Source organism: Acetobacter ascendens (genome assembly GCF_001766235.1).
GTDB lineage: Bacteria > Pseudomonadota > Alphaproteobacteria > Acetobacterales > Acetobacteraceae > Acetobacter > Acetobacter ascendens.
The window spans coordinates 562,248-573,849 of sequence record NZ_CP015164.1 but is presented as its reverse complement, the minus strand read 5'-3'; the positions used below and the strand labels follow the sequence as shown (position 1 = coordinate 573,849).

General features: G+C 55.8%; 9 protein-coding genes. 6 read left to right on the top strand and 3 right to left on the bottom strand.

Annotated elements, in window-relative coordinates:
* Positions 1-69: 69 nt before the first annotated feature.
* The 5 genes from A4S02_RS02820 to A4S02_RS02800 are packed head-to-tail and all read left to right on the top strand — an operon-like array spanning position 70 to position 7,709.
* Positions 70-1,107 (top strand): AAA family ATPase, encoded by a 1,038-nt coding sequence (locus tag A4S02_RS02820; RefSeq protein ID WP_099046875.1) that lies wholly within the window; start codon positions 70-72, stop codon positions 1,105-1,107.
* Between the two features lie 5 nt (positions 1,108-1,112).
* Positions 1,113-2,096, top strand: a complete 984-nt coding sequence (locus A4S02_RS02815; protein ID WP_070322886.1) for a DUF58 domain-containing protein — start codon at positions 1,113-1,115, stop codon at positions 2,094-2,096.
* Positions 2,093-4,879 carry a DUF4159 domain-containing protein gene (locus tag A4S02_RS02810; protein ID WP_070322885.1) on the top strand — a complete coding sequence of 929 codons (2,787 nt, stop codon included), beginning with the start codon at positions 2,093-2,095 and terminating at the stop codon, positions 4,877-4,879. Before A4S02_RS02815 ends, A4S02_RS02810 begins: the two co-directional genes overlap by 4 nt.
* Complete coding sequence (locus A4S02_RS02805) at positions 4,876-7,020, top strand: hypothetical protein (RefSeq protein WP_070322884.1); 2,145 nt, start codon at positions 4,876-4,878, stop codon at positions 7,018-7,020. Before A4S02_RS02810 ends, A4S02_RS02805 begins: the two co-directional genes overlap by 4 nt.
* 23 nt (positions 7,021-7,043) lie before the next feature.
* Positions 7,044-7,709, top strand: a complete 666-nt coding sequence (locus A4S02_RS02800; RefSeq protein WP_070322883.1) for a hypothetical protein — start codon at positions 7,044-7,046, stop codon at positions 7,707-7,709.
* A gap of 60 nt (positions 7,710-7,769) precedes the next feature.
* Here A4S02_RS02800 and A4S02_RS02795 read toward each other — a convergent pair whose 3' ends face one another.
* The 3 genes from A4S02_RS02795 to A4S02_RS02785 form a co-directional block, all read right to left on the bottom strand.
* A complete protein-coding gene (locus A4S02_RS02795; protein WP_070322882.1) occupies positions 7,770-8,873 on the bottom strand; it encodes a site-specific DNA-methyltransferase in 1,104 nt (367 codons plus the stop codon).
* Positions 8,870-9,517 (bottom strand): ribonuclease HII, encoded by a 648-nt coding sequence (locus A4S02_RS02790; RefSeq protein ID WP_019090065.1) that lies wholly within the window; start codon positions 9,515-9,517, stop codon positions 8,870-8,872. Before A4S02_RS02790 ends, A4S02_RS02795 begins: the two co-directional genes overlap by 4 nt.
* A 109-nt stretch (positions 9,518-9,626) precedes the next feature.
* Positions 9,627-9,932 (bottom strand): CsbD family protein, encoded by a 306-nt coding sequence (locus A4S02_RS02785; protein WP_003628207.1) that lies wholly within the window; start codon positions 9,930-9,932, stop codon positions 9,627-9,629.
* 112 nt (positions 9,933-10,044) lie between these two features.
* On the opposite strand from A4S02_RS02785, the gene A4S02_RS02780 reads away from it, so the two are divergent.
* The gene (locus A4S02_RS02780; RefSeq protein ID WP_070322881.1) at positions 10,045-11,439 is read left to right on the top strand and encodes an MFS transporter; all 1,395 of its coding nucleotides are present in this window, start codon (positions 10,045-10,047) and stop codon (positions 11,437-11,439) included.
* Positions 11,440-11,602: the final 163 nt, after the last annotated feature.

Below are 11,602 nucleotides of genomic sequence, written 5' to 3'. Positions count from 1 at the left end.
TGTAATACGTGTCCATACCGTCATCCTGATGATATAGGGATGATACCCCGCTTGATGTAAGCCCCGTATGTGCTTCACACTGGAACCATGACCGCATCAGACGCATCGCAGCCCGCGCAACAGCCCTCCTCTCCTCCCGAAGTGCGGGAGGCAGACCGTATCTGCGAACGGCTGCAAGCCGTGCAGCAGGAAACCTCTCGCATTGTTTTTGGCCAAAAACAGGTTATTCGCCAAACACTTGCCACTATTCTGGCAGGTGGGCATGCGCTTTTGGTTGGCGCTCCTGGTTTGGGCAAAACATTGCTGGTCACAACTTTGGGAACAGTGCTGGGGCTTGATTCGCGCCGCGTGCAGTTTACGCCAGACCTTATGCCCTCCGACATTACGGGCAGTGAAATTCTGGATGAAGATGCATCAGGCCATCGCAGCTTCCGCTTTGTGCCCGGCCCCGTATTTTGCCAACTGCTGATGGCGGATGAAATCAACCGCGCCAGCCCGCGCACGCAGTCTGCCCTGTTGCAGGCCATGCAGGAACACCGCGTAAGCGTGGCCGGAACGGAATACCCCCTGCCGCGCCCTTTCCATGTTTTGGCCACTCAGAACCCTCTGGAACAGGAAGGCACTTACCCACTACCAGAAGCGCAACTTGACCGCTTTATGCTGCAAATCCCGCTCTCCTTCCCCGATGAAGCAGCGGAACGGCAGATGCTGCTGGCCACCACTGGCGCACAAACAGAGCAACCCCAAACCCTTATGGATGCCACAAGCCTACTGGAAGCACAGGCACTGGTGCGCCGTATTCCGGTGGGTGAAAAAGTGCTGGATGCCATTCTCAATCTGGTACGCAACGCCCGCCCAGAAACCACGCAAGATGCCACCCTGCGCGAACAGATTGCATGGGGCCCCGGCCCGCGTGCTGCGCAAACCCTTATGCTGGCCACCCGTGCACGTGCCCTGCTAGATGGCAGACTTTCCCCCAGTTTGGATGATGTTGCGGCACTGGCCCAGCCTGTTCTGGCCCACCGTATGGCACTGACTTTTGCCGCCCGTGCTGAAGGTGTGTGCATTCAGGATGTTATCTCTCGCCTTCTGCAACAGTTGGGTTAAAGCCATTGCGCGGCCCATCCTTTCTTACTGCCGCATTCCGCCGCAATAAGGCCGGCACCACACAGGCACCGCATTTTGCCAAGCAAGCGGATGCTTCTGTTGCCATCGGGCAACCTGCTGCCCTTACCCAACAGGCGCAGGCTTTGGCAGCACGCATGCCCGATTTGATTGTACAGGCCAATCGCACAGCAGCCACACTGGCCGCAGGGCAGCACCCGCAACATCGCGCGGGATGGGGCGATACTTTCTGGCAATATCGCCCAGCCCAGCCGGGAGAGCCTGCCGCACATATAGACTGGCGCCAATCTGCCCGCAGCACCCATGCTTATGTGCGCGAGACAGAAGCCGAAAGCGCACAAACCATTCTGCTTTGGTGTGATCTTTCAGCCTCCATGCACTGGCAATCACGCACCAACATTCCCTCCAAAGTGGAAAGCGCTATTCTGCTCACGCTGGCAATGGCTGCCGCTCTTGCGCGTGGAGGAGAGCGCATTCGCCTACTGTCATCATCTGGCATGGTGCATTTACCTTCCGGCGGCAGCCTTCTAGAACGTCTGGCGTTGGCCTTGGTGTTTCAGGCTTCCATGCCGCAAAAAAATGCTCTGCCTGCCGCTGCGGCTTTGCCGCGCCATGCACATCTACTGCTGGCGAGTGATCTGCTGTGCGAAACAGAAGCCCTGCGCGGGCTGCTCCACCAATGTGCAGCGCGTAGCGTGCGCACGCATATGCTGCATATTGCGGACCCGGCTGAACTTTCACTTCCCTATGAAGGGCGCATTGAATTTACGGGGTTGGAAGGCGAACCACCCATTGAGCTGCCACATGTGCAAACATTGCGTGCAGATTACATCCATCTGGCATCAGCTCGTAGCAACCAGATTGAACAAATGGCCACAAGCCTTGGGCATGATTACCTTTGCCATGTAACAGATACTCCTGCCACGCCCACTCTGCTGGCCCTGTATAACCTGATGGGCCGCCGGGTATGATATTTCTGGCTCCCCTTGCCCTGCTAGGCCTGCTTACGCTGCCGTTGGTGTGGTGGCTTGTGCGTGCAACACCTCCGCACCCACGCCAACAGGCATTTCCGCCTGTAAAACTGCTGGCCAACCTAAAACCACGCCAGACCGAAGCCGCACGCTCTCCACTCTGGTTACTGCTGTTGCGCCTTTTTGCTGTTACCCTGTTGGTGCTTGGCCTCGCCCGCCCTGTGCTGCCGGGGCATAATGCCGCGCAGCAAGGCTCTGGCCCGGTGCTTCTTGTTATAGATAACGGTATATTCAGCGCCGCAGACTGGAACGAACGACTGGCTGCTGCACAAAATTTTCTGGCTGATGCTGAACGCGCTAAACGCCCTGTTCTGTTGCTTACCACTGCACCAGAAGCAGAAACATCTATTGCAGAAAACCTTGTTCCCCTACCTGTTGCTCAAGTGCGTCAACATCTGAACGCACTGCGCCCAGAACCTTGGCAAGTAGACAGAACCTTTTCCGCGCACACTTTAGAACATTTAGGCACGCAAACATTTGGCAGTATTCTGTATCTGGCAGATGGTGTTGCCTCCTCCGGCGATGATACCTTTAGGCCTGCTCTGCAAAGTTTAGGCCAGGTGCGAGAAGTGCGCTTTCCACACCAAAATGCAGTGGCTTTGGCACCAATGGCCGATAAAGGCAGTCATGTTATGGCACGGCTTGTGGCAATGCCCGCAGCGGCTCCGCGTGCCTTTAACGTTATTGCACACACGCAAGATGGGGGCACTCTGGCAGTTGTGCCCGTACCCCTGCCCGCACAATCTGGCCACGCCGATATTGCCGTGAACCTTCCCTCTGCCGTGCGCAACCGCATAGATACACTCACACTTGCAGGCACAGCCAATGCGGCCACTACGGTGCTGATGGATGAAAGCAGCCGCTTGCATCCGGTTGGCCTTCTGGCTTCTGGTGGCGCGGATACACCTTTAGTCGGGTCTTTGTTTTATCTGCGCCGCGCCCTTGCGCCTTCTGCCGAATTGCATGAAGGCACGCCAACAGCTCTTTTAAGCCGCCCTCTTTCTGTTTTAATTGCGCCAGATGGTACGCTGGCAGACCCGGAAACACGCGAAAAAGTGCGCGAATGGGTGAAAAACGGTGGCACGCTTATCCGCTTTGCTGGCCCCACCCTTGCCGGTGCCCAACATGATGAAGCTGCTGAAAGCGAAAATACCCAGCAGACCACGCAAGATCTACTGCCCGTTGCCTTGCTTGATGGTGCACGCCAGCTTGGTGGCTCCATGACATGGGGTACACCACAAAAACTCGCCAAGTTTGATGCAACTTCCCCATTCGCCGGGTTAGTGCCCCCCAATGATGTTACAGTCTCACGGCAGGTTCTGGCTCGTCCCGCCGCTACACTAACCGAGCATACATGGGCCCGGCTGGCAGATGGCACGCCGCTGGTAACGCACGCAGCACTGGGCAAAGGTGAGCTTGTGCTGTTCCATGTCAGCAGCACGACAGATTGGTCTAACCTGCCGCTCTCTGGTTTGTTTGTCTCTATGCTGCAACGGCTGACAGACCATGCAAACGGCGTGAGTGTATCCGCGGATGATGCCATATTGCAGCCAGCCTTAACACTAGATGGCGCAGGCGTTGCTGGCCCTCCGCCCCCTTATGCACGCGGCCTAAAAGCCTCTGCCTTTGTCACCACGGATGTATCCCCCGCGCACCCTCCGGGCCTGTATGGCCCTAGCTCTGGCCGCCGTGCCTTGAATGCGGCAGATCACGTTACCGCGCTGCATCCTGAAAGTGCTGTGGGTGTTATTACTGATCCGGCAGGCCAACAGCCGGATGTACCACTTGGGCGCTTCTGCCTTCTGGTAGCTATAGTTTTGTTGTTGCTTGATGGTGCTTTGGCTTTGCTGATGCGTAAAGGATTTTTGGCACCCAAACCCACTAATGTAGCCGCCTTGGTTATGGGGGGCATGTTGCTTGGTGTGGCTGCTCCTGCTTATGCGGCAGATACACAGCTACCTGCCCCAGCGCCGCGAACTGCTCACTCCGTGCCCGGAGCAGCACTTGAAACACGATTGGCCTATGTTTTAACAGGTCATGAAGATGTAGATGAGGCATCCCGCCAAGGGCTTCAGGGGCTGGCAGATTTTACCAATGCCCGCACATCTGCCGTGCTGGGCCACCCCGATGGTGTGCACCCGGAAACGGATGATCTGGCTTACTATCCATTACTATATTGGCCCATTACGCCAGATGCCCATGCCTCTCCTGCCATGATAGCCGCGCTCAACCGCTTTATGGCGCATGGTGGTATCTTGCTGATTGATACCCAAGGGCAGGACACACCAGACGCTGCCGCAGATGATGCCAGCTTTGCTGGTGATGCCCCGGGCACACGCGCCGCCCTGCGCCGTGCCACAACAGGGCTAACAGTGCCGCCGCTTGTGACCATGAATGACCATCACCTGCTGGCGCACACCTTTTACCTGCTGCATGATTTTCCGGGCCGTTATGCTGGCCAGCCCATCTGGGTGGCGCGCGAAGGCGATGCGGGAAATGATGAAGTCAGCCCCATTATTATCGGCTCGGCAGATTGGGCACATGCTTGGGCGGTTGATCCATCTGGCAATACGCCATTTGCGGTTATTCCCGGTGGAGCGGAGCAGCGTTTGCTGGCCTATCGCTTCGGGCTGAATATTGTCATTTATGCGCTTACCGGCAGCTACAAGGCAGACCAAGTACACGTGCCCATGCTGCTGAAACGGCTGGAAGACCGGCCATGATGAACAGTTTGATGCAATCCATCGGTTTTGCGCCATTGCTACCTTTATGGCTGCTAGGCTTACTCGGCATTGCGGGCATACTTCTTTGTGCGTGGAGCCTGTATAACGGCGCGCGCGGAGCCTTATTGCGCTTGGCAGCACTTGCCTCACTTCTTTTCTGGCTGGCAGGTCCGCAACATCTGCGCGAAAGCTGGCATAGCCTGCCTCAAACCGCGCTTATGTTGGTAGATCAATCTCCTTCCATGTCCATTGGGCAGCGGGCGGTTATTGCCCGACAAGCTGCGGATGCGTTGGCGCATATGCAGGTGGATGGGCTAAATATCCGCACCATTACAGTGCGTCAGAACGGGCATGATGGCACACGCCTGTTTGAAGCATTGGATCAAGCCGCCGCAGATATTCCGCCTGATCAGCTTGCTGGCGCCATGATGGTCACAGACGGTCAGGTAACGGATGTTCCGGCCAACCTGCCTGATCGCCTCCGCCCGCGCACTGCTATGGGGGAACAACGCACCCTGCCCCTGCATGTATTGCTAACTGCCAAAGGTGAGGAAACAGACCGCAAGCTCCAGATACTGGAAGCACCACCCTACGCTATTGCCGGGCAACCCGCACATTTGCGCGTATTGGCCGAAGATTCCGGCCCCGGCACGCACGCCGGCACACCGGCTGAACTGACCCTGCGTGTAAATGGCGAAGAACCTGTGGTTATTCCTGTTACTACAGGCACGCCGCAGGATATCAATATTCCTGTTGCCCGACCGGGGCAGATGCTCATCAGCCTTTCGGTTTCTCCTTTAGCGGGAGAAGTCTCTCAACTAAATAATCAGAGCATCACCCATATTATGGGTATTCGGGACAGGCTACGGGTCTTGCTGATTTCCGGCACACCCAACCAAGGGGAGCGTGTCTGGCGCCGGTTGCTGAAGGCCGACCCCGCGGTAGATCTGATTCACTTCACCATTTTGCGCCCGCCGGAAAAAGATGATGGCACACCGCTATCTGATCTGGCTCTGATTGCTTTTCCCGTAAAGGAACTGTTTCAGGACAAGATCAACCAGTTTGACCTGATTATTCTAGATGGTTTTGAAAACCGTAGCATTCTGCCCCATAGCTATCTGGAAAATATTGCCAATTTTGTGCGCCGTGGTGGTGGGTTGTTGCTGACTGCCGGGCCGGAATTTGTAGGCCCCGGATCACTTCAGGAAACACCTGTGGGCGATGTGTTGCCCGCACATGTGCCACCAGAAACAGGCATGGTGGAGCGTCAGTTCCGCCCCCGGTTAACCGCTCAGGGCCGCCAACACCCTGTAACGGCAGCTCTTTCTGGCGCGCCAGATGCAAACATGCCGGATAGCACGACAACCGTTGCTGGTGCGTGGGGGCCATGGTACCGCGCCCTAAAGCCCGACAGCACACATGGAGAAGTGCTGATGAGCGGGCCTGACGCTGCCCCCCTGCTGGTGCTGGACCGTGTAGATCAGGGGCGTGTGGCCCTGCTGCTTTCAGACCAGATCTGGCTTTGGTCTCGCGGTGAAGGCGGCGGCGGCCCGCAGGCGGAATTGCTGCGCCGGATTTCTCACTGGCTCATGAAAGAACCTGAATTGGAAGAGGAACAACTGGCCGCCAGCATTACGGACAACGTGTTAACCGTAACACGCCATAGTATCAGCACCGAAGCCACTCCGCCCGATGTTACCGTTACGGCACCTTCGGGCACGCAAACGACACTGCACCTACATGCCGCCCCGCAGGATGGTAGCCAGACAACAACCTTGCCTGCCAATGAAGCCGGCATTTGGCAGGTAACGGATGGTACACACACCGCCTATGCTGCGCCTGTGCAAAGCGATATCCGTGAAATGACGGATTTACGGGCCACGGCCACCAAACTGGCACCTATAGCGCACCAATCAGGCGGTGGGGTATTCTGGCTGGGTGCACCGAAACATCTGGCCATGCCAACCATTCGGATGGCAGAATCCAATAACCTGCACAGCACAGATTGGCTGGCCTTCCCGCAACGTGGCGCGCATATTGTTACGGGCAAAAGCGCAGAACCCTTATTGCCAACATGGAGCATGTTGCTGGTATCCCTCGCCTTCCTTTTTGCGGGATGGTGGCGTGAAGGCCGGAATTGATACCAGCAGGGAAAGAGTGGGGTGTGCGGTCTCTCCACTTTCACACCATTATGCGGTGTGTTAGCATGACGCATACGTGTAATGATGGACAGACAATGACCCGTTTCTGCCGCCTTGCTTCTTCTGCCATGCTTATGGGCAGTTTTGCCTGCTTTGCCACCACTCCTGTCTGGGCGCAGGCACAAGGGGGCGATGAAGCTGCTGCTGCTGAAGACGCCAAAAAGGCGGAAGCCGCACAGGCTGCCAAACAGGCTGCCCCGCCCACCAATATTCCCGGTGCCTCCAGCTTGGATGAAGATGACGGGGATAAGTCTAACAAGGATGTGGAGCCCACAGCCGCACTTTTTGATGCCATCAACCGTGGCAGCATTTCTGCTGCAAAAGATGCTATTAACCGTGGGGCGGATCTAAGCGGGCACAACATTCTGGGTCAGACACCGCTGGATATGTCTATCGACCTCAACCGTAACCCCATTACCTTTCTGCTACTGTCCCTCCGCACGCCTGCGGATAATCCACGTTCTTACGGTGGCGGCATGGATGGTGGTGCGGAACCTGTTGTTTCTGGCGGCATCAACAATGCCCGCTACGAACAGGATGAACAGAAGCAAATGCTAGAGCGGCGGTATGACAGCACAGGCGGCACTGCACAGCCTTCTGTTGGCTTTTTGGGCTTTGGCGGCAGCTAAAAAGCTGCCTTTTTACATCTGTTTTTAAAGTATTGTCTTATGCTTCAGAAAACAGCGCAGTTATGCCTGCGCTGTTTTCTGAAGTGTTTCTTGCCGCAGCACATCAAGCTGCAACAATTCCCCTGCACGCTCAAAATACCAGAATGTCCAGCCATTGCAGGAAGGGGCATTTGTAAGCTGCGCACCCAGCTTGTGGATGGAACCGCGCTTGGTGCCATTTACCAGCGTGCCATCGGGTGAAACAGTGGCATGCACACGGCGTTTTTTGTCACACACCACTGTACCAGCAGCAATAACGCCCTGCTCTACCAATGAGCCAAAAGGAATACGCGGGGCCTCACGCTTATCCTGCGTGGTCTGCACGGCATCGGCTTCCAGCGGCGTTTCAGCAGCTACGCGCGCCATGGCAGCTTCTACGTAATCCGGGTGGCGTTCAATACCGATAAAGTGCCGCCGCAGCCGGCGTGCCATAGCCGCCGTGGTGCCTGTGCCAGAGAATGGGTCCAGAATAACATCGTTTACCGTGGTGGAGGCCAGCAGCACGCGGTGCAGCAGGCTTTCCGGCTTTTGGGTAGGATGCAGCTTCAAGCCATGTTCATTCCGCAGGCGCTCATTGCCTGTGCACAGCGGCAGATACCAGTCTGAGCGCATCTGCACATCATCATTCAGGGCCTTCATGGCCTGATAGTTAAAGCGGTAGCGGCTATCCTGCCCGCGCGCAGCCCAGATAAGGGTTTCATGCGCGTTCGTAAAACGCCGACCACGGAAATTGGGCATGGGGTTAGATTTACGCCACACAATATCATTCAGAATCCAGAAACCCAGATCCTGCAAAATGGCACCAATGCGGTAGATGTTGTGGTAGGAGCCAATCACCCAGATTGTGCCATCCTTGTGCAGCACGCGGCGGGCTTCTGCCAACCATGCACGGGTGAAGCGGTCATATTCTTCCAGATCGGAGAACTTGTCCCAATCATCATCCACACCGTCCACCAGCGTATCATCCGGGCGGCGCAGCTCTCCACGCAGTTGAAGGTTGTACGGCGGATCTGCAAACACGCAATCCACGGAGCCAGAAGGCAGGGAACGCATGGTTTCCACACATTCACCACGGAGGATCTGATCAAGAGGAAGTTCCATGGATGCTGATTTTGCGCCGCTCATACCTGCTTCTCCGCCGAATAATGTTCTTCTAGCTGCCGGCGCACTGTGCCGAACGTCTTTCTATGGTGCGGTGTAATACCCACGCTGATCAGCGCCTTGCGATGAACAGCCGTGCCGTAGCCCGCGTTTTTCTCCCAGCCGTAATCAGGCCAGCGCGCATCCAGCCGGGCCATAGCCCGATCACGCACCACCTTGGCCACAATAGATGCAGCGGCAATAGACAGGCTTACCCTGTCTCCACCCACAATGGCCTGTGCAGCGCAGCCAAAATCCGGCAGCTTGTTGCCATCCACCAGCACGTGGTCTGGCAGGCGCGGCAGACGGCCTACCGCCCTTTGCATAGCCAGATGGGCTGCATGGTGGATGTTCAGCTTATCGATTTCCGAAGTAGAAGCCGCCCCAATGCCGATTTCAATACCCGGCACCTGTGGCAGGCGTTCCGCTATGGCTTCGCGCACAGCTGGTTTTAATTTTTTGGAATCATCAATAACGGCGGCAAGATCAGCAGGTACACCAGCGCCAAACACCACTGCGGCAGCAACCACGGGGCCTGCTAGCGGGCCACGGCCCACTTCATCTACCCCGGCCACTCGGCCACCCAGCTGCTGTTCCCGCGTAAAGTCCGGCATTGCCCCTCTTTCCATCCATTTGATGCGACTCGGCTAAATTAACCGAGTCGCATCAACTGCGACTCCGCAGAGAAGGAGAAGCATTTTTTACCTAGGAGCGCAAGAGTCCCGGTAAACTAATTTTTCAAGAACGCTTGCGGCGGGGGAAGATCAGCCAGCCCAGAACAAGGCCGATAGCAGACACAATACCCAATGAAAGCAAGGGCTTATCCCGCACAAAGGTAGCTGCCTTTTCCAGCACGCCTTCACCTTCTTCATACAGGTCTGCAAAATCCTGCTGCATGTGGCCAGCAAACTGATCGAACTTGCCTTCAGCCTGCATGCCAATGTTACCTGTCAGACCGCCCACAGCATCCTTCACATGGCCTTTGGCATCTGTTGCTGCGCCTTCAACCTTGCTTTCAACATTTTTGATTTTATCTTCAGCCATGACTTTTTCCTTAAACTTTGAGTGCAATCCTGCCCGCCTGCTTGCCGTAACAAAACAGTGCTTGCAGGATCATAGGTTGCATCAGACCGCAAAAACACGTTTCTGACTAGGCATGCCACGCCCGACCAAAGCGCAGTTCACCGCCCTGATCGTTGCCTCCATGATGTTTATGGAACAGCTTGATGGCACCATTCTGGCAACAGCTCTGCCCTCTATCGCTAACAGTTTACACGTTGATACAGTTGCAACCTCTGTTGCGCTCACATCGTATATTATTGGGCTGGCCATTTTCATACCGGCTTCTGGCGCCTTGGCAGACAGATTGGGCAGCCGCTCTGTACTGATGGTGGCTATTTGCATTTTTGTAGCCAGCTCCCTGTTTTGCGCCCAGGCAAACTCCCTTCCCTTTCTGGCCTGCATGCGCACGCTACAAGGCATTGGCGGCGCTCTTATGGTGCCCATAGGGCGGCTGGTGATTATCCGCAGCACACCGCGTAATCAGCTTGTGCGCACCATGACATGGATGATGCTACCCGCAACGCTTGGCCCTTTGTTAGGCCCGGTAGTGGGCGGATTTATCACCACATGGTTTTCATGGCGGTGGAATTTTTACCTCAACATTCCCATAGGACTGATCGGGCTGGGGTTAACGTGGCGCTTCATTCCCCAAATTTACGAACCCTCACCCCCTCCGTTTGATTTAAAAGGCATGGTGCTGGCGGGGGGCGGGCTGGCTTTGCTTTCTGTTTTTGCAGAACTGTTCAGCCACGCAGAAGGCTCAATCAGCCTGCGCTTGGCCTTGCTTGGCGCGGGCAGCCTGCTGATGGCAGTTTATTGCATCCATGCCTTTCGTGTTCCCGCGCCATTGCTGGACTTCCGGCTGATGCGTATTCCCACTTTTCGGATTTCTGTTTTTGCTGGCGCGGCTTCACGCGTGGCTGTGGGTTCCCTGCCCTTTCTCATGCCGTCCTTTCTGCAAATCGGCATGGGGCTGAATGCTGCGCAAAGCGGGCTGGTCACATTTACGGCGCCTATCGGTGCGTTAATAACACGTCCCTTTGTGCCAGCCATTTTGCGGCGCTGGGGCTTCCGCAAGGTGCTGATGTTTAATGGTGTTTCCGCCGCAGTGGTGTTTACACTGGTGGCCAGCTTTCGGCTGCCGCATGCATTGTGGCTTTTCTCGCTTATTCTGGCATGCACCGGGGCTGCTCAAGCTATCCAGTTTTCTGCTTACAACACCATTGCCTATGCGGATGTACCTGCAAACAACATGAGTGCGGCAACCAGCCTGTATTCTACCATGCAGCAGATTATGCTTTCTGCTGGCATATGTATTGCTGCAGGCACACTTACGGTGCTGGGGCAAATATATGGACACACAACACCCACTTTGGGTGATTTTTCCGCAGGTTTTCTGGCAACCGGGGCTGTATCTCTTCTGGCTGTGCCTTTTGCCGCACGCCTTGCACCTTCTGCCGGGGCATCCATGAGCGGAAACAAGCGCTAAAAAAACGTAACAAGCCCTTCCCATATCCATGTGGTACGTTTTACGGTGAAAGCAGGATTTTCTGCTTTCCGACACATATCAATTTTTTCAGACGGATTATAAAACCTTATTCTGGCCTTTATTTTCCTGTCTGAACCAACATTCCTTATTTTTTAGGTAATAC

Coding starts and splice junctions, on each gene's coding strand:
- A4S02_RS02805 (WP_070322884.1), top strand. CDS start 4,876: ATGATGAACAGTTTGATGCAATCCATCGGTTTTGCGCCATTGCTACCT.
- A4S02_RS02795 (WP_070322882.1), bottom strand. CDS start 8,873: ATGAGCGGCGCAAAATCAGCATCCATGGAACTTCCTCTTGATCAGATC.
- A4S02_RS02810 (WP_070322885.1), top strand. CDS start 2,093: ATGATATTTCTGGCTCCCCTTGCCCTGCTAGGCCTGCTTACGCTGCCG.
- A4S02_RS02790 (WP_019090065.1), bottom strand. CDS start 9,517: ATGGAAAGAGGGGCAATGCCGGACTTTACGCGGGAACAGCAGCTGGGT.
- A4S02_RS02780 (WP_070322881.1), top strand. CDS start 10,045: ATGCCACGCCCGACCAAAGCGCAGTTCACCGCCCTGATCGTTGCCTCC.
- A4S02_RS02785 (WP_003628207.1), bottom strand. CDS start 9,932: ATGGCTGAAGATAAAATCAAAAATGTTGAAAGCAAGGTTGAAGGCGCA.